The organism is Gemmata sp. SH-PL17, assembly GCF_001610855.1.
Taxonomy (GTDB): domain Bacteria; phylum Planctomycetota; class Planctomycetia; order Gemmatales; family Gemmataceae; genus Gemmata; species Gemmata massiliana.
Map to the genome: position 1 here is coordinate 6,073,526 of NZ_CP011271.1, position 17,537 is coordinate 6,091,062.

The window sequence follows — 17,537 nt, forward strand, 5'->3', positions numbered from 1 at the left end:
TCACGCACTATCTTTGACAGTAATTCCTTGAAGAACCCGGAGTCATCGTCCCAACCGGCCTTCACGCGCCGTGCCTGGATACTACCCTTCGTTTCGGTACGTTTGAGAAGCGACACCACACCCCGCGGGGCATCCGCTGTTCTCACCCCGCGACCGCCTTGATCTCGCGGCTCACGACCTCGATCACCGTTTCGAGCGAACCGGGCGCGACGGCCGCGATGATCTCCTGATAGATGCCGTAGTCGTAACTCGATGCGGTCGGCAAATAGCCCGGCTGCCAGTCGTTCGTTACCGTGCTGATGACGAGCGCGAGGTCCGGGAAGCGCGCGCGAAGCGTCGTCTGGAAGACCTGGTACAGTTCGCCGGGGCAGAACACCCACACCGAGCCACCGACGCGCGACACCGTGATCTGGTACGGGTACGACTTCCCGGGCGGCATCGCCGCGAGGCGCGTGAGCTGGCGCGTCATCTGCTCGGCGCGGGCGCGGCACTCGGACACGCGAGCTTCGTCATTCCCCGCACGGGCCGAAGATTCTTCGCGCTCCCATTTCACTAGCTCGGCCCGTGTCTCTTCCACCGTGGGCAGCGAGAGCCGGTACGGGAGCGGGACGACGAACCGGCGTGTGCCCCACGCGGCGAACGCCGCCTGTTCGTCGGCGGGAACGGGGCGGTGCGCCCAGGTGCCCAGGATCGCGCCGGACACGACCGGTCCCGTGTACTCGAAGTAGGTGCCCGGCGCCGGGAGCGCCTCCAGCGCGGAGAGTGCGGCGAACCCGAGCTGCCGGCCGTTGCGGTCGGCGACGGCCGCGTCCCCGACATACCCCTCGCGCGGGCCGAGGTCGCCGGACGCGCCCTGGATGAACAAACACGGCGCGCACGTACTCGCTTCGATCGCCTCGCGCATCGCGCCCACGTAGTCAGGGCTGATGAGCGTGTTCGCCCACGCGAGTGTCGTCGGGTGGCAAGCGTAGTTCACCACGGTCCCGAGCGTGCCGCGTGTGCCGTCGGCGAGCACTTTCGCTACGAGCACGGTGTCGTCGGCTTGCCCCTCGGTGTTGAAGCCGCAGACGAACTGCTTCGCGCGCTCGTCCCAGGTGTCGCGGTGGGCCGCGAGTGCGCACCGGGCGGAGCCGTACAGGATCGTTGCGTCGCGTGCCGAATCAATGGCGCGCTGTGCGAGCGCAACGCAGGTGTCCGCGAGCCGGTCGAGGTACGGGCCGATCAGGTCGCCGCCCGGAAGGTCCGCCCGCGAACGCGACATCCACCCCGACCCGTGCGTGTGCGACAGCGCCACCATCACATCATCGGCTGCTACTTCGCCAACACGGGTTCTGATGTTCTCGATTTCCGCGCCGTCGAGAATGCAGTGGTCCATCCCGATCACGAGTAGCCGACCGCCGCCGTCGAGCGATTCGAGGTACAGCGCGGTAGCCGTGAGCGGCTTGTGGACGCCCGTGGCGCGGTCGTGGCGCGCTGCGCCCCACATGCGGTGGTAGATGCCCACGGGGGGCGTGATGTCGGCCCGCGCGAACCCGGCCCGGCACCGCGCTTGAGGGGTGTGTACCCGCGTTTTCATTCCGGTTCCTCGAACAGCGTGCCCTTCGGATTCAGCAGCGACCAGCAGACCGCGGACCCGGCGAACATCCCGCCGAACAGGAGCAGCGTGAGGTTCCAGTTACCCGTTCCGCCTACAAGGTGCCCTACGGCAAAGGGGAACATCCCGGCGCCAATGTTCCCGGCCATGTTCATCGTGGCGAAGACCGGCGCCACGCGCTTCCCGCCCATCGAGAGCGCGGTGGCGTAAGCGCTCACGCCGCTCGCGTACCCGCAGAACGCCGCGACGCTGATGAGCGCGACCGCGGCGCCGGCCGTTTCTGCGTAGAACGCCGCGAGCGAAACGAGCGCGCACACCGCGGTCGCGGACGCGGCCAGTCCCTGTCGACTGAGGCGCGCTTTGTTGGTGCGAACCAGGAGCCAGTCGGAAATCGTTCCGCCCAAGAGTCCGCCGAGCATCCCCGCGAGGAGCGGCCACGCGGCCAGCCCGCCGGAACTCGCGACGCTAACGCCCTTCGTTTCTTGCAGGTACCGCGGGAACCACGTGAAGAACAGCGCGACCGCCCCCGCGCGCTGGAACTGCTGCGCGCAGAGCAGGACCATGTTTCGGTCGGTAAGCAACCGCGACCACGGTACGGGGGCCGGCGCGGGTGCCGGAGACGGGGCGGCGTCCGGCTCCGGTTCGGGTCGGAGTCGTGGTTCCGGACTGGGCGCGAAATACGCGAACGCGGACGCCCAGACCAACCCGGGGACCGCGTACACGACAAGAATTTCCTGCCACGAAAGCGGGCCGAACAACCGGCCCGTGACGAACTGCGATAGCGCCGCACCGCCGGCCATGCAGCACGCCAGCGCCCCGGACGCGAACGCCTGTTCGGTTCGCGGGAACGTGGCACCGATGGCCTTTGTCGCGCACACGAAGATCCCCGCCTGCGCGACGCCCATCGCGCCCCACAGCACGCACAGTTCGATGAACCCCGTCGCCGCACCCACGATCGCGGTGAGCGTGGACCACAGCACCGCGAACAGGATCAGCGCGGACTTGCTACCGAGCCGGTCGGTAACGATCCCCGCGGGCAGTTGGAACGCCGCGTACCCGGCGTACCACGCGAGCCACACCAGCCCCATGTCTTGCGCGGTCAGCCCGAGTTCGCCCTCAATGGCCTTCGAGGGCACGCTGAGCGCGGACCGCTGGAGGTACGCGATCACCGTCGCGGCGCACAAGAAGCCGAGGAGCTGAGTTTTCATGCGATCGGGCCGAGTGCGTCTTGGAGCAGCGCGAACAGGCGGTCCACTTCGGCCGCGGTCTCGGCATCGAGTTCCCAGCCGTAAGGCCCGCGCCGGCGCGTGTTGGGGAACAGCCCGCGCTTGTGCATCAGGTACTTTTCGATCGCCAGGAACCCGTCCAGCCCCGCTTGCAGTTGCAGCGCCACGATCGCGCCGATCGGGAACGAGAGGCGGTACGCCGTGGCGTCGTCGCCGCGCTGGAGCGCCTTCCAGACGGCCACGATGCCGTCGAGCAGGTCCATTCCGGGCATCGTACCTGCAATCCCGCGCCGGTAACTGTCGACGAGGAAGATCCCGCCCGAGCCCTCAAATATGGTCGCCTTCCCGCTGGTGGCGTCGCGCAGCGCGGACAGCGTGGGGCCGTTCGGCGCGGCTTCCGGTTTGAAGAGGATCTTCTCCGGCCCGTACTGTTCGAGGAGCTTCACGCACATCGAGATCGGGATCGACTGCCCCACGTAGCCCGATGCGTCCTGCACGATGACCGGGATGCCGACCCCGTCGGCCAGCGCGCGGAAGTGGTCGAGCAGTTGCGCTTCGCTGAGCTTCGAGGTGAGCGGCGGAACGGCCATGACCGCGTCGCAGCCCTCGCGCTCGGCGACTTTGGCGTGCGCGAGCGACTGCTTCGTGCTCTCCGCGCCCACCGCGACGAACACGGGACCGCGGCCCTCGGCGAACCCGACCAGCATGTTCGCGAGCGACACGCGCTCGTGGTCGGTGAGGCGCATCGTCTCGGACACCATGCCGGTGCCGATACCGGTCGCGCCGACCCCGAACGCCCACTCGACCTCGCGCTTGAACACGAGGTCGTCGATCTCGTCTTTGTCATTGAATGGCGTGTGCGCGATCGCCAGCACGCCGTGAAGCTTCTTGAGCATTCGGGCTCCGGGAAAATGGCGGAAAAACCGCCGCAGATAAATGCAGGTGCAGAAAAATCACCGCGGATAAACGCAGATAACGCAGATTAAAACCAGATCAAGAATTATTCATGTAATTGCGGGTGCGGACGTCTTGGGGTTCGTTTTAATTACATTTGATTAATAATCTTGTCTTGATCCGCGTTATCTGCGTTTATCCGCGGTGGCTTCTTGTATTTAGACGGCCTTCCTACCAGTCACCCACGCTGCCGTCGGGGTAGAACACACGCTGGGGGAGTTCCTGCTCGAACGGGTGCTTCTTCACCTCGGCCTCGTTGATAACGATGCCCAGGCCGGGCCGCGTGTTCGGGCGCACGATGCGGCCCTTCGGCTCGATGGTGAACCCTTCCTGCACCACGTCCGCGCGCCACGGGACGTCCGCGTGGACCGTTTCGCAGATGATGTAGCTCGGCTGACTGAACCCGAACTCCAGGCTCGCGGCGGTGCTCACCGGCCCCTGCGGGTTGTGCGGCGCGAGCGCGACCCGGTGCGCTTCGGCGAGCGCCGCGATGCGCCGCGCTTCGCTCAGCCCGCCGCAGTGGGTGATGTCCACCTGGCACACTTCGCACGCGCGGGCGCCGAACAGATCCTTGAACGCGGCCAGGTTCGTCACGCGCTCGCCAGTGGCGATGGGCGTGCTCACGGCCGCGTTGATCGCCGCGAGCCCGTCCACGCTCTCGGGCCAGCACGGTTCTTCGAGGAAGTACAGCCCGTAGGGTTCGAGCGCCTTCGCGAACTGGAGCCCCATCGCTGGGGAGGGGCGCGCGTGGCAGTCCACCATGATGTCGATGCTCTCGCCGACGGCCTCGCGCATCGCAGCGACGCACTTCTCGGCCGCACGAATCGGCTTGAGGCCCTCCAGCGGGAGCGTCGGCGGTACGGCCATGCTCTTGAACGCGGTGAACCCGTCCGCGACCGCTTTTCGCGCGAGGTCCGCGAAGCGCTTCGCGTCGTCGGTGGCGGTTTCGTAGAAGTCTTCCATTTTGCCGCCCCCGAGGTGGCAGTACGTGCGGACGTGGTCCCGCACCGGCCCGCCCCAGAGCTTCGAGCACGGCACGCCGCACACTTTGCCCAAAATGTCCCACAGCGCGAGGTCGATGCCCGCAATTGCGGTGGCGCGAATGATCCCGTGCCCGTGCCAGAAGTGCTGGCGGTACATCATCTGCCAGAGGTGCTCGATGCGCGTGGGGTCTTCGCCCACGATCAGCTCGGCGCAGTCCTGGACGGCCCCGACGACGGCCCGCGTGTGCCACTCGAGCGTGGCCTCGCCCCACCCGAACAGCCCGTCCTGATCGGTAGCGACCTTCACGAACACCCAGTTCCGCATCCGGGCGTGGCACACGTGCGTTTCGACTCGGGTAATCTTCATGGCGGCTCATTGTGCCGCGGCGCGCGCGCGAATGCTAGAGGCGAACCGGCGGGAATGCGGGTAAGCTATCGCGGTGCGCACCGGAGATCGGAATGAGTGACGAAACCGCGCTGCTGGCCGCGATCTACGCGAACCCCGACGACGACACCCCGCGCCTCGTGTACGCGGACTGGCTCGACGAACACGGCGACGCGGCCCGCGCCGAGTTCATCCGCGTGCAGATCGAACTGTCGTATCTGGCCGACGACGATGCGAGGGAGCGGCCGTTGTGTGACCGTCAGTGCGAGCTATCAGTTCATCGCCAGCGGTGGCTGGCCGAAGCGGGTCTTGTTGAGGGCAAGGGAATCGGATTCGTGTTCCGCCGCGGGTTCGTGGACGGTTTGTTTCTGGGTGGCTACGAGGCTTCGGACCTGAACATCATCAGCCGCATTCCCGGGTTGCGCCGGGTGCGACTATCGGGAGGCGCCCTCACGCCTACCGCGGTTCAGGCACTCGCCGCGCTCGATCTCGATTTGCTTACGATCTCTGGCACGCCATTCCCGTGTGAGTGGCTCGAACTGCTCGAGCCGCTCCCGTGCGGAACGGTCCTTGACATCACCCCGAAGGGCGAGCCGTTCGGTTACAACGTTTGGTACGAGTTCCAGGCGCGGCGCATCGACCGGCTCGCGCGCCTGTCGCCCGAAGAGCGACACTCTCAGGCACGGTCTTGGCAACGCGGGCACCACGAACGTGGCGTCACGCGCGGGGCGATGGTCGTGTCGGTCCGGGAGATATGGCCGTGTGACTTGGAAATGCCACTCCTCGCCGAACTTACGAGTGTCGACGAGGTCCGAATCACATCAAGTGACCTCTCAACGGCGGGAATCGAACACATCGCCAAATTGCCGAATCTGAAATCCCTCGACCTATCTTGGGTACCTGTCGAATCGATTACCCCATTAGCCCGTTGCAGAACGCTCGAGAAACTGCAGGTCGTTTCGCAATGGACCCACATCGACGATACGGGAACGGAGGGGTTGGAGCGACTCGTGAACTTGCGCGAGCTGACGTTGCGCAGCATTGTTTCCGCTGACCACACGTTAACCCGACTCGGAGCGCTCCGCAAACTCACCTCGCTCGATATCGAATTTGAATCCGTGGAGAACGAGGAGAGCTTTGCCGCGCTAGCGCACTTGACGGCACTGGAACGGTTGAGCATTGACGGCGACGTGCCGGGCGGCGCGCTGCGGTTCCTCGCCCCGTGTCGCGAGCTCCAGACGGTGAGCATTCGGGTTCCAACAGGGGGCGCCGACGGTTTCGCCGCACTTGCAGCGCTCACCAAACTTCGTGAACTACGAATCGAGGGTGACGCGGTCACTGATGAAGCGATTCGGCACCTCACGTCGCTGAAAAAGCTCCGCACACTGATGGCGCAGAATACGTTGGTCACGCCCGGAGGGGCGCGGTGGCTCGCGGACCGGCTTCCCGAGGCCACCATCATCCTCAACGAACACGTCGCGAAATCACGGCGGTCAGTGATTACCTTCTGTCGTCGCTCGGCCGAAGATGTTGATTTCGTATCCGCACTCCTCCCGACGCACTGGTCCGGACGAGTGGGGCGCTCGGTCACCGAACTTAGTGGCGCGCTGACCGAAGACGGCTGGGAGAACATTGATGAGCGACCGAGTAGGGCCGTTGAGCCGGCCGAGATTCGGATGTACCTCAGCAATGGGCACGATTCGGTAAGTACGATGAACGCGATTGTACAGGGTAATCAGTATTTGCAGTCGTGCACCGAAGCGCGCGAAGTTGTGGAACTGGACGAGATTGGGGCGGCGTGCGTGTACAGTTTCGGCGGTAACCGGTCTTTAGTTGCGGCGGTCGCGCTTGAGCGTGGGTGTGCGGTCCTCGAATGCACGGCCGCGTCAGAGCGGTTCGAGGAGTTCAGGCCGCTGTTCGAGTTCGTCGCGCGCTCGTTCCGCATTGGCGAAGCGGCACGTGAGGGCGTGGGTGAAGAGGTAACGGTCGCGGTTTCGGAGTTGTGAACAAACGGGAGGTAAGGACGTGCAACGGATCACCCGCGTGAGAGCGCAGCGGGATCAATCCGGAAGGGCGGCGGTCTCTCCCCCGGATCGGGTGGCGAGGGCCGGCAGAACCGGGTCGGCCTCGTACCGAACGAACTTCACGGACCCGTCGCAGAACGCGAAGTGCGCCCCGCCGGGGTGCCGACTCCAAAAGTGGTAAGCGTGACAGACGCTCGTCAGGTCGCCGTCGGTGAACGAGTACGGGCCGGGGGCGCAGGACTGATACGCCGCTCCCAGTGAAGACCCTTCGGGCGCGCCGCGCAGCGCCCGGACCGGGAGAGAGGCTTCGCTCGCGGTGTGCGCAAAACCCGTGTACCACCAACCGCACAGGTAGTCCGGCGTCGGCGGGCGCTCGCCGAAGAGCAACGTGTTGGTCGTGCCGTCGGTCACGTCGGTGATGCGCGTGCGCGACCCGACGTAAATCACCCCCGACGGGCGCTCCTCCTCGCCGACCCCGGAGACCCCGAGGTAGCCGGTGAGGGCCACGACAACGCCGCTCGGTGTGCGGTGGAGCCACGCTTGTCGGTCGTCGGACGGGCACTGGTAGGCTTTCACCAGCGTCCGCAACCCCACGTGCGGCGGGGCGAGGTGCGTGATGGGCATGCTCTCGCAGTCGGCTTGTGCCTGCCGATAAACCGGCTCCTGTTCGAGATAGGGCAACAGAACGACGTGCGCGTTCAGACCGAACAGCGGGTCGGGAGGCAGGACCGCACCGGGGGGCAACGCGCCCCGAGCCGATTCGTAGTTGTGACAGGCGAGGGCGATCTGCTTGAGGTTGTTCGCACACTGCATCCGGGCCGCGGCCGCGCGCACCTTCTGCACCGCCGGGAGCAACAGCCCGATGAGGACGGCGATGATGGCGATCGCGACCAGAACCTCGATCAGCGTGAACGCGGAACGCTTTCGCATGACAGGCTCCTCACGTTTGCCACTGTTTGCGCCGGGCGAACCATGCCAGAAGCACGGACAGAACGATGCCGGCCAATCCGATGCCGCCCCACAGGGGCCAGTTGAACGGGGGGCGGTCTTCGTAAACGTCGAGGGCCGGCGGCGGGGGTAAATAATGCGCCAGCCGGAACTCGTCCGGGGAGGCGCCTTGTGCGGGGTACGTGTACCGGACCTTGATCGTGTTGTCACCTGAGTTGGCGGGAACCGAGGTGAGCACCTGACTCACTTCCGTCACAACGGGGCGCCCGTTCTGTGCGGTGAATTTCCGAGTCATCACACCGTGTAGGGCCGGTGCTTCCCCCGCCTTTGCAGGCAAGTCGTACTCGAATCGGGTGAGCAGGTAATGGTTGCCGATCGAGAACGTCAGCGCCCCCCGTTCGACCGCAGCGTCACCCCGATCGGGGAGGGGGCGCGAGTAGCGGAGCGTTACCAGGTCGGCCCCGTCGCGTGCGACCGACTCCGCCTTGAACCCTTCGCGGTCGAGTACGCCGATCACTGTGCTCGATTGGACGGCCGCGGTGAGCGGACAGAACAACAGGTGACTTTTGCCGACAACCGTGTGAAAATATTCTTCCGGTTTGTTTGCGGACTGGGAGAGGAGCGCGTATTGGCCGGACGTCGGTGTCTTTTCAACGCCGAACGTCTCGTTCGGGGTCAGGCAGTACCGGCGGGCTCCCACCTCCACGAGCGTGGAGCGGTCGTGGTGAAAAGTGGTGAACGTAAGCTTTTCGGTCTTCCCCCGGATCGTTACATCGCGTTCGGACCGGACCGCCGGGATTTCCAACTCCCAATTGCGGAGTTCGGCTTGCCCGGCCCGAACGCGGGAAACCAGCTCCTCGGGTTCGCCCGCGACGGCGGTCCGAACGGAACCGAACAACAGCGCGAGTAGAAGCCAGTGTCGTTTCATGCCCCTGCTCGGATCGAGTGATTGCCGTGTTGGTTGGCTCACAGGGCCGGCGCACATTAGTTTACCTAATTTCCTGAAAAATCGCCGTTCCCATCTCACTTTTTGGCGCTTGCTGCGGACCACTACCGTGCGAACACATGAAAATCGGACCAAAAGAATGCACGGGGCCGTGGTTGGTACAGCGGGGCCGTCAGTAGCAGCACTCCCGGACGCCGCTGTCGTCGGTCGCCCACTCGTCGCGACAGTTGTAGAGCACGCAGATGTAGCCGTGGCACTTCTTATCCTCACCGCTACCCGGGTAGCACGGGATGAGTGACGTACTCGGGTCGTCGATCGGCGTCTGCGCCGACTGTACGTTGCTCGCGGTCCACATCAGCATCAGCACACCGAAGACCGCCAAAGACTTCGAGGCCACGTTCAGAAGCCGTTGCATGGGGCTCTCCATCGTTCGTGCCGCGCGTTCGGCACACACTGTCTCTGGAACCACCAGAGACGCGGCTCGTTAGGGCGCGTCGGCCACGTGGCCGACGATCACCCCGCGAAGTTTCGGGTGCGTCTTGTCGTCGGTGAAGAGTTCAAAGCGGTGCTCGAACCGACCCGGGGTTCCGCGGAACTTCAGGTCGATTTCAACCGTCACCTCGCCGGAGGCCGGAACCGTCACCGGCAGGTTCCGCGTCGTCGTGCAGGTACAATCCGCGTTGCCGCCGATGATCCGCACGTCCCGCGAACTGCGGTTCGTCACCACGACCGGGAACTGTCTTCTCGTACCTTCCGTTGCCTCTCCCGCCTCGACGACGCTCGATTGCAGCGCCACTGTCTGTCCCTGCCACCGGGCCAGCAGCGTGTTCCCGACCGGGCCGTTGGCGACCCAAGCCAATCCGCCCGTCAGTGCGGCCAGCGTGCCGACAGCGACAACCGCCCCCCGGTTCTCCTTCCATCTCATTTGCGGGCGGGAAAGAGCGAGTAGCCCGAGGGCCACGAGATTGACCGTTGCCGTGATCCCGGGGTGGACCTTCAGATCCCCGAAGCAACCACAATTACTCTGGCCGCGAAGGAAGCTGAACAGGCTGAGCAGAGCGAACATCGCGAGTAGCAGGCACGCCGACATAAACGCCGCGAGCCGCCACCGCCCGAGAATCAGCCACGTTCCGAGAACAATTTCGGCCTGCACAGCGAGGAACCGCAGCGCCGGCGTGTACACCATCTCCCCGGCCGATACGGACCCGTCCGAGAACAGCTTCAGTGCGGCCGCCGCGAGAAAATAAAGCCCGACGAGGCACACGGCGCAACGCGAGAGCCAGGATTGGCCTTCAGAAGACTTAGCGATTAAGTCACTCATTGAAAAACGTTTTTACTATAGTTGTGTATCTCGAGTCAATAATTTTCCGCCGCATTTTGCGGCAGCCGGAATTATTTTTCGCAGCCCGCTCGGGATCATGGTCTTGGCAGATTACAATAAAATGATGTTTATAGTGACGTTATGGGCACTGGAGCTCGCGTACTTTACGCCCCGGACCAGCGCGTATTCATTCGCTTGATTTGCCTGGGGGAATTGCAGGTGCTCTTCAGTTTTTGGGCGTCGTTCGCCGACTGTCGTCGTGAGAACGCTTGAAAAAATCAGGCGAACCGGAAGCGTATTGGACGTGCCCGCTTACCCGTTCTCGGTTCCCTCACCTCGGAGCGCCGTTCGGGGCGCGAGTACCACCGGATTGGAGGAGCTTGGCGCCCCGAAGTGCCTTATGCTTTGCCAGGGCAGGAGCGATCCAGATTTGCGCGGTGTGGCCCTGCACCGCACCGCGCGGCGAGAGCTTCGGACCCTCAACAGGCACACACCGGTGCCGAACTCCCGCAATTTCTGGCGAGTTCGCACCAACTATCAGGAGTTTCACTCGTGCAACGGATCACCCGCGAGCAAGCGCGGAAGTACGCCTTCGACTGGCGCGACGAGCCCCTGTTGCGCGTGCGCCCGGGCGAGTCGTTCGAGATCGAGACCTACGACGCGAGCACCGGGTACTTCAAGTCGCCGGCGGACAAGGCGATCCCCGGGAAGCGCCCGGGGTTCGACCGGTCCCCGCCGCACGCGAACCCGGTCGGCGGCCCGGTGTACCTCGAGGGCGCGGAGCGCGGCGACGCCCTCGTTATCGCGCTCGAAGACATCGTGGTCGATGACTATTCATGGATCGCGATCGGTCCGCGGCGCGGGCCGCTGGGCGAATCGACCCGGTGGCCGGAACTGTCCGGCGACTACACGACGAAGATTTTCAAGCACACCCCGGGCGCCAGCGGCACCACGCGCGACGGCACGCTGCACTTCAGCGACAAGATCCGGTGGCCGATCACGCCCTTCGTGGGCACGCTCGGGGTGTGCCCGGACCGCGAGGTGGTGACCAGCCTGGACGGGCAGGGGCCGTGGGGCGGGAACCTCGACATCCGCGACGCGGCGGTCGGCAACCGCGTCTTCGTGCCCGTGTACCACCCCGGCGCGCTGTTTTACCTGGGCGACGTCCACGCGAGCCAGGGCGACACCGAGTTCACCGGGACCGCGGCCGAGACGAAGGCGACCGTCCGCGTGAAACTGGAGCTGGTGAAGCAGAAGCGCGTGCCGTGGGTGCGGATCGAGAAGCCGGACGCGCTCGTGTCCGTGTTCGCGGACAAGCCGCTGGAGTCCGCGGTCGAAACGGCCACGTTCCACCTCATGGACTGGCTCATCACCGAGTACGGGTTCACGCCCACCGATGCGTACTGTCTCGTCAGCACGTGCCCGGACTTCCGCATCAACGTGTACCAGATGTGTAAGATCGCCAAGCTGCAATACGTCGCAGGCGCGGAGATCCCGAAGAAGTATCTGGGGTGATCCGGGGCCGGGTAATATTGGCGAACGGCCGGTCGGCAGCGGTCCGTTTGCGGGTGAAATTGCGTGACGCGGTCGGTACAGTGCGCGACGGAATGTCGCATTCGGCCCCTTTGCAAGCGGTAGACGCAAATGCTCAGATGTGTTTTGACTGTGGTCCTGATTTCGTGTGCGTGGGCCAAAGGTCAGGAGCCGGTTATTCCACGATTGCCGCCGGCCCCCGGGCAGAAGGCAAACCCACGAGTAGTAGAAGTCGACCCCTATGAGGTTGCACTGATCGCCGCCACGCACCAGTTCGCCGAGCGGGGCGAGGTCGATCACCTGCGCGCGATGCTCGACAAGCACCCCAAATGGGTAAATGAGCGGCTCAAGTTTGTCGGGAATCGGAAACCGAGTCACGGCGACTCGTGGGGGCTGCTCCACCGCGCCGCGGTGCGCGGCCACCTCTCCACCGTCAAACTGCTCCTCGACAAAGGGGCCGACATTCAGGCCGACGGCGGTTCGGGGTGGACCCCACTTCACTTCGCTGTCAGCGCCGAAAAAGAGGACGTCGTTCGCCTGCTCATCGACAAAGGAGCCGACGTGAACGCCGCCACCCAATACCTCCCACCACAACGAATACCGTCGGGTCCGCCCAACGTGGCACCGGAATTTTCCGAGCCGGTGCCAGCGCGCACACCGCTCGATATCGCCCGGGGAAGTAAGCGCGACGAGATCGCCAAGTTCTTGTTGTCAAAAGGCGCTAAGCCGGCAAACCGAGAGCGCTAACGACAACACGCTCCGGGTCAACCGCGTGACCGAGGGGACGTTCACGGCGGACACCTCGGTACGGCCCAAGTGCCTCACGCTCACCTACACCGACGAGAAGCAGCGGAAGGCGCGGTCGCGTACATTTACAGTTTCGACGACGACCACCTGTTGCTGGGCGGGCGCTTCCCGCACTTCAACGAGGAGCGGCCGCTCCCGGATTTTGCTTACGCCGCGACCTTCCTGCGCCTCGAACGCGCGAAGAAGTAAAGCGCGGTGGATCGTTGAGTGCGCGGAAGTAAACAGGCACGGGAAGCACCCGCTCGTTGACACTTGCCCGGAGGCTTTCTTGGCGCTCCGACGAGAGCCGCACGCGCAAGTGTTGAGGCACGGTCTCACGCTCTCGACCGCTAACGGTTAAGAAGGCTTCAACAAAACAGGATCTGCGATCCGTCTTGGTCCGTGTTTTCTGTGTTCATCCGTGGCTGTATTTCTCTTCTTCACTCCACGAAGATGAACTCTTTCGCGTTGAGTAGCACGTGGGCGAGGTCGGCCCAGGCTTTCGGGTGGTCGGGCTTGCCGTATTCCGTGGACTGCTCGGTGACGAACGCGACCGCACTGGTGCGCTCGTCGACCGTGGGTTCGCGCCCGAACGCGGTCACGTACATCTGGCGCACGCGCTCGTCGGGCTTCTGGCCGGGCGCGGCGAGGACGCGCTTCGCCCACAGTTCCGCCTGCTGGATCACGAACGGGTTGTTCAGCATCACGAGCGCCTGGGCCGGGACGTTGGACACCGTGCGCCGGCCGATCGCGGTGAACGGGGTGGGGTAGTCGAACGCGGTAAACATCGGGTTGATGAAGTTCCGGCGCACTTGCAGGTATACGCTGCGCCGGCCGTCGCCGTCGAGCGGCCCGGACCCCGGGCGCCCGCGCCCGACCTGGTGGTCGGTAAGGAACGGGAGAGCGCCCTGGCCCTCCATCTTGGGATCGAGCCGCCCGCTGACTGCGAGGACGCTGTCGCGGATCGCTTCGGCTTCCAGGCGCTTCACGTTTTGCCGGTGGAGCAGCTTGTTCTGCGGATCGGCCGTGACCGCCTTCGCGGTCTGTTCCGGGGTCGCGCGGCTCGACTGCCGGTACGCGGTGGAGAGTACCATCAGTCGGTGCATCGACTTCAGGCTCCACTTCTTCGCGACCAGTTCGGTCGCCAGCCAGTCGAGGAGTTCCGGGTGCGTGGGGGCCTGACCCTGGATGCCGAAATCGTCGGGGCTGCGAACAATGCCCTCGCCGAAGTGGTGCTTCCAGAGCCGGTTCACGATCACGCGCGCGACGAGCGGGTTCGATGAGTCGGTGATGGTGCGAGCGAGTTCGAGGCGCCCGCTCCCACTACTGGTGAACGCGGACTTGCCGAACGCTTCGAGCGTGGCACGCGGCGCCTCGGCGCCGAGGTTCTTGTGGCTCCCGCGGATGAACACGTGCTCGTTGATGCCGTTGCCGTCGGCCATCACTGGGGCGCGCCGGGCGTCGGGAAGTTTCGCTTCGAGTTCACGGATACGGGTGACGAGCTTGTCCGCCTCCGCGCTCGCACCAACGGGATGCTCGGGGGACTTCACTTTCGTGCCCAGTTCGCTCGGGGGCGGGGCGTCCGCGAACCACGCTTCCGTGGCCGCGACCCATCCTGGGCCGTCGTCGAGCAACTCCAGGTACGCGGGTTGCCCCTTCCACATTCGGAGGTCGAACACCATCCAGCGGAGTTCTTCGCCGTGGTTGATCGACTGCGCGAGGCCGCCGTAGATCGGGTCTTGGATGAGTTGCAGGCCGTTGAGAATGAGGCGCGCCCGGGCACTGCGCCCCGCCACGCGGACCGCGAAGTAGGGCTTATCGATGGTGAACGTGGGTGATCGCAGCGAACCCACGAGTTTGCGTGCTTCCAGGCCACTGTGCGGGAACCCGGAAGCGGCTTCGGGGCGGAACGCCAGCCCGTCGGCGAACCAGCGCTTGTGCCACTCGCCGTCGAAGCGCTCGAACTCGACGGCCTTTTCGCGCCAGGTCGTTCCTTGCGCCGCGCGAGCAGCATTGGCCCCGGCGGGCTTCGCGGGCGTTAGCACACGATCCAATTCTGCGCGAACCGTCTTTAGCTCGTTGAGCAACTTGAGTGCGGAAGCGGGATCGCTCACATCGGCGCGGTTGTAGCGCGAACTGCTCAGTACCCCGAACAGCGCGTAGTAGTCCTTGGTCGCGATCGGGTCGAATTTGTGGTCGTGGCACCGGGCGCAACTGATCGTGAGCCCGAACACCGCTTTGCCGAGCACATCAATCTGGTTGTCGATGCGCTCGGCGAACTCGGCACGCGAATCGACGGGAGAGTGCTTCGCTTCTCCGAGCCACCAGAACCCGGTCGCGGCGAGTGCTTCGTTCGTGCCGTCCTTCCCGCGTCGCGGGGGCAACAGGTCACCCGCGAGTTGCTCCGTGAGGAACTGGTCGAACGGCACGTCCGCGTTGAACGCGCGGATCACGTAGTCGCGGTAGCGCCACGCTTCAGGGATCTCGTAATCGAATTCGTGGCCCTGCGTTTCTGCGTAGCGCACGAGGTCGAGCCAGTGCCGGCCCCAGCGCTCGCCGTATTGGGGCGAGGCGAGCAGCTTCTCGACGACCTTTTCGTAAGCGTTCGGCGAATCGTCTTTGAGGAACGCATCAATATCAGCGGGCGCCGGCGGAAGGCCGGTCAGGTCGAAGTAGATCCGGCGCAACAGCGTGCGCTTTTCGGCCGGGGACGCGAACGTGAGACCGGCCGCGTCGAGTTTCGCGAGCAGGAACCGGTCGATTTCGTTCGTGACTTGCGCTTTGGGGTTCGCGACTTGGGGCAGTTGGGGCCGCTTGATCGCGCCGAACGACCAGTGCGCCTTCGCCCGCGCCTGGAGGTCGAACTTCGCACCCGCACCGGCAGTTCCCGTTCCCGCGCCGTCATTGGGCCACGGTGCGCCTCCCTTCACCCATTCGGTGAGGATCACGATGTCACCGTCCGAGAGCTTGCCCTTGGGGGGCATTTTGACTTCGCCCGCGTAGCCGACGGCCGCGACGAGCTGGCTCTTGTCCGGGGCGCCGGGGGTAACGGCGGGGCCGCTCTCGCCACCTTTGGCGAACTCAGCTTTCGTATCGAGCCGCAAACCGCCCTTTTGCTTCTTCGCGTCGTGGCAGCTCACGCAGTTCGCGACCAGAATCGGCCGTACTTTCTTCTCGAAGTAATCGTTGTCGATCGGTTCCGCGGCGCGAGCCACTGCGCTGAGGGGCAATAAGGCGATAACAGCGAACATTGATATGCGCATGAGGCCGGCTCGCGGGTCGATGAGCGGAAGGCGGGCAGGAGTGCTTCTATCTTGCCCGACTTGGGGTGCGGGATCAACCCGGGCGCGGCAGTTTCGGGTTGTTTTGAGGAACGCGGTCTCCGGCTTCAGGGCAGCCGCGAAACCGCAGTAGGCGAGAAGCGTCATGAATGGGTTGCGGCGCATTCGGTTGCGCGCCGCGGGCAACTTATAGAAAACTCGCATGGCCTCCGAACGCGAATCGCCGTCCGTTGCCGACTACGTCGTGACCGCGCTCAGCCCGGCGCTCGTCATGCTCATGGTCGGCAGCCTCGTGTTCTTCCTCATCGAAGTGCTGTACGAGGGGCGGTACTCGGACCGGCTGCTGTACACGATCTTCTTCTTCGTGTTCGCCGCGGTGCTCGTCGCGCGCATTTCCATCCAGTACGACGCCGGGCGCGCCAAGATTTATGGCGTCGCGCTCGCGATCGTCACGTACCTCGCGCTGCTTTCATACGTCGAGTACCCCGGTGGGTGGCTCAAGTCCTGGGGCTGGCTCGTCAACCTCGGGCTGCTCGTCCTCGTCTGGTGGAGCGCGCACAAACTCACCTGGGACTGCACGCACATCGACGAGAAGGCGGAAGCGAGTGGGCGCGGGCTGCTCTCGGCGGCGGGCCTCGATGCGGACGACGAGAAGGCGAACCCCGACCGCGAGGTCGGGGGTGCCTCCCAACCGAAAGCGAAACCGGAGCGCAAGCGGCGCGGGAAGAAAAAGAAAGCGCAGCACGATTCGCGCTTGTGGGACTGGATCGAGAAGTACAAGGCGCACCGCGAATCGCAGCGCAAAACGGGTCACACTCCGGGCGTGTGGGTGCTGTACTTCGCGCTCGCGGCACTCCCGCTATTCGCGCTCGGGCAGTCGCTCGTTGACTCCAACGACGACAAGCGCCGGTGGGCGACGCTCGTTCAAATGACGGTGTACATTGCGAGCGCGCTCGGGCTGCTCGTGACCACGAGTCTTCTGGGGGTTCGGCGCTATTTGCGGCAGCGCAAGGCGAAAGTGCCCGGCGCGATGACCGCGAGCTGGCTCGGGCTGGGCGGGATACTCATCGTGGTGTTCTTGGTGTTCGGGGCGTTCCTCCCGCGCCCGCACTCCGAAGTGCCCTGGTTCGGCATCGAGCGCGCGGGGAAGGCCAAGCGCGACGCTTCAAAGTACGCCCAACTCGGTGATTCGGCCGGCGAGGGGGACGGCCGCGGGGGGAACAAGACCAAGGCCGGCAACGGGTCCGCGAGTGGGAAGGGCGGGAACCCCGGTGGTGGGAACAAGGGCGATAAGGGATCGGGGGGAAGGGACAGGACGGCAAGGGCGGCAGCGGGAAGAAGGGCGACCAGTCCGGCGGGAACGATAAGGGCAAAGGGAAGAGTTCGGGGAACGAGTCCGAAGCTCCAAAGGATCAAGACGACAGTCGCGGGGGCGGTTCGGATCGCGAATCCGAGGACGCGAAGGAGGACGGCGGGGACCGCAATCAGAACAGTAGCTCGCCGCCCGATTCGCAACTCAGTGGCGTACTGGCCCAAGTCGCGAAGGGCGTGAAATG

At 64.9% G+C, this 17,537-nt stretch carries 14 protein-coding genes; 5 read left to right on the forward strand and 9 right to left on the reverse strand.

What is annotated here, in order from left to right:
* Positions 1-142 precede the first annotated feature (142 nt).
* From VT84_RS25030 to dgoD, 4 genes are all read right to left on the reverse strand, one after another.
* Positions 143-1,576: a neutral/alkaline non-lysosomal ceramidase N-terminal domain-containing protein gene (locus VT84_RS25030; RefSeq protein WP_082841410.1), complete on the reverse strand. Its 1,434-nt coding sequence runs from the start codon at positions 1,574-1,576 to the stop codon at positions 143-145.
* Positions 1,573-2,802: an MFS transporter gene (locus VT84_RS25035; RefSeq protein ID WP_082841411.1), complete on the reverse strand. Its 1,230-nt coding sequence runs from the start codon at positions 2,800-2,802 to the stop codon at positions 1,573-1,575. Before VT84_RS25035 ends, VT84_RS25030 begins: the two co-directional genes overlap by 4 nt.
* Positions 2,799-3,716 (reverse strand): dihydrodipicolinate synthase family protein, encoded by a 918-nt coding sequence (locus tag VT84_RS25040; protein WP_082841412.1) that lies wholly within the window; start codon positions 3,714-3,716, stop codon positions 2,799-2,801. Before VT84_RS25040 ends, VT84_RS25035 begins: the two co-directional genes overlap by 4 nt.
* A gap of 229 nt (positions 3,717-3,945) precedes the next feature.
* Positions 3,946-5,124 carry a galactonate dehydratase gene (gene dgoD, locus VT84_RS25045; RefSeq protein WP_082841413.1) on the reverse strand — a complete coding sequence of 393 codons (1,179 nt, stop codon included), beginning with the start codon at positions 5,122-5,124 and terminating at the stop codon, positions 3,946-3,948.
* 92 nt (positions 5,125-5,216) lie between these two features.
* Here dgoD and VT84_RS25050 point away from each other — a divergent pair, with 92 nt between their 5' ends.
* Entirely contained in the window at positions 5,217-7,148 is a 1,932-nt protein-coding gene (locus VT84_RS25050) for a TIGR02996 domain-containing protein (RefSeq protein ID WP_082841414.1), read from the forward strand.
* A gap of 54 nt (positions 7,149-7,202) precedes the next feature.
* On the opposite strand, the gene VT84_RS25055 is transcribed toward VT84_RS25050, so the two are convergent.
* The 4 genes from VT84_RS25055 to VT84_RS25070 all read right to left on the reverse strand — a co-directional run bounded on the left by VT84_RS25055 (position 7,203) and on the right by VT84_RS25070 (position 10,381).
* Complete coding sequence (locus VT84_RS25055; protein WP_052560292.1) at positions 7,203-8,096, reverse strand: DUF1559 domain-containing protein; 894 nt, start codon at positions 8,094-8,096, stop codon at positions 7,203-7,205.
* A gap of 10 nt (positions 8,097-8,106) precedes the next feature.
* Positions 8,107-9,042, reverse strand: a complete 936-nt coding sequence (locus VT84_RS25060) for a hypothetical protein (protein WP_052560291.1) — start codon at positions 9,040-9,042, stop codon at positions 8,107-8,109.
* Positions 9,043-9,232: 190 nt separating this feature from the next.
* A complete protein-coding gene (locus VT84_RS25065; RefSeq protein WP_052560290.1) occupies positions 9,233-9,475 on the reverse strand; it encodes a hypothetical protein in 243 nt (80 codons plus the stop codon).
* A gap of 69 nt (positions 9,476-9,544) precedes the next feature.
* Positions 9,545-10,381, reverse strand: coding sequence for a MauE/DoxX family redox-associated membrane protein (locus VT84_RS25070; protein WP_082841415.1), 837 nt, complete (start codon positions 10,379-10,381; stop codon positions 9,545-9,547).
* Between the two features lie 552 nt (positions 10,382-10,933).
* Here VT84_RS25070 and VT84_RS25075 point away from each other — a divergent pair.
* The 3 genes from VT84_RS25075 (at position 10,934) to VT84_RS25085 (ending at position 12,910) form a co-directional block, all read left to right on the forward strand.
* On the forward strand, positions 10,934-11,896 hold the full coding sequence (locus VT84_RS25075) for an acetamidase/formamidase family protein (protein ID WP_052560288.1): 963 nt from the start codon (positions 10,934-10,936) through the stop codon (positions 11,894-11,896).
* Between the two features lie 150 nt (positions 11,897-12,046).
* Positions 12,047-12,661 carry an ankyrin repeat domain-containing protein gene (locus VT84_RS25080; RefSeq protein ID WP_157469806.1) on the forward strand — a complete coding sequence of 205 codons (615 nt, stop codon included), beginning with the start codon at positions 12,047-12,049 and terminating at the stop codon, positions 12,659-12,661.
* Between the two features lie 69 nt (positions 12,662-12,730).
* Positions 12,731-12,910 (forward strand): hypothetical protein, encoded by a 180-nt coding sequence (locus VT84_RS25085; protein ID WP_052560286.1) that lies wholly within the window; start codon positions 12,731-12,733, stop codon positions 12,908-12,910.
* A gap of 230 nt (positions 12,911-13,140) precedes the next feature.
* Here the strand turns inward: VT84_RS25085 and VT84_RS25090 are convergent, their stop codons facing one another.
* The gene (locus VT84_RS25090) at positions 13,141-15,963 is read right to left on the reverse strand and encodes a PSD1 and planctomycete cytochrome C domain-containing protein (protein WP_162271844.1); all 2,823 of its coding nucleotides are present in this window, start codon (positions 15,961-15,963) and stop codon (positions 13,141-13,143) included.
* Between the two features lie 220 nt (positions 15,964-16,183).
* Between VT84_RS25090 and VT84_RS39730 the strand changes: the two genes are divergently transcribed.
* Entirely contained in the window at positions 16,184-17,533 is a 1,350-nt protein-coding gene (locus tag VT84_RS39730) for a hypothetical protein (protein WP_162271845.1), read from the forward strand.
* Positions 17,534-17,537: the final 4 nt, after the last annotated feature.

Coding starts and splice junctions, on each gene's coding strand:
- VT84_RS25060 (WP_052560291.1), bottom strand. CDS start 9,042: ATGAAACGACACTGGCTTCTACTCGCGCTGTTGTTCGGTTCCGTTCGG.
- VT84_RS25065 (WP_052560290.1), bottom strand. CDS start 9,475: ATGCAACGGCTTCTGAACGTGGCCTCGAAGTCTTTGGCGGTCTTCGGT.
- VT84_RS25050 (WP_082841414.1), top strand. CDS start 5,217: ATGAGTGACGAAACCGCGCTGCTGGCCGCGATCTACGCGAACCCCGAC.
- VT84_RS25035 (WP_082841411.1), bottom strand. CDS start 2,802: ATGAAAACTCAGCTCCTCGGCTTCTTGTGCGCCGCGACGGTGATCGCG.
- VT84_RS25040 (WP_082841412.1), bottom strand. CDS start 3,716: ATGCTCAAGAAGCTTCACGGCGTGCTGGCGATCGCGCACACGCCATTC.
- VT84_RS25030 (WP_082841410.1), bottom strand. CDS start 1,576: ATGAAAACGCGGGTACACACCCCTCAAGCGCGGTGCCGGGCCGGGTTC.
- VT84_RS25070 (WP_082841415.1), bottom strand. CDS start 10,381: ATGAGTGACTTAATCGCTAAGTCTTCTGAAGGCCAATCCTGGCTCTCG.
- VT84_RS25090 (WP_162271844.1), bottom strand. CDS start 15,963: ATGCGCATATCAATGTTCGCTGTTATCGCCTTATTGCCCCTCAGCGCA.
- VT84_RS39730 (WP_162271845.1), top strand. CDS start 16,184: ATGGCCTCCGAACGCGAATCGCCGTCCGTTGCCGACTACGTCGTGACC.
- VT84_RS25055 (WP_052560292.1), bottom strand. CDS start 8,096: ATGCGAAAGCGTTCCGCGTTCACGCTGATCGAGGTTCTGGTCGCGATC.
- dgoD (WP_082841413.1), bottom strand. CDS start 5,124: ATGAAGATTACCCGAGTCGAAACGCACGTGTGCCACGCCCGGATGCGG.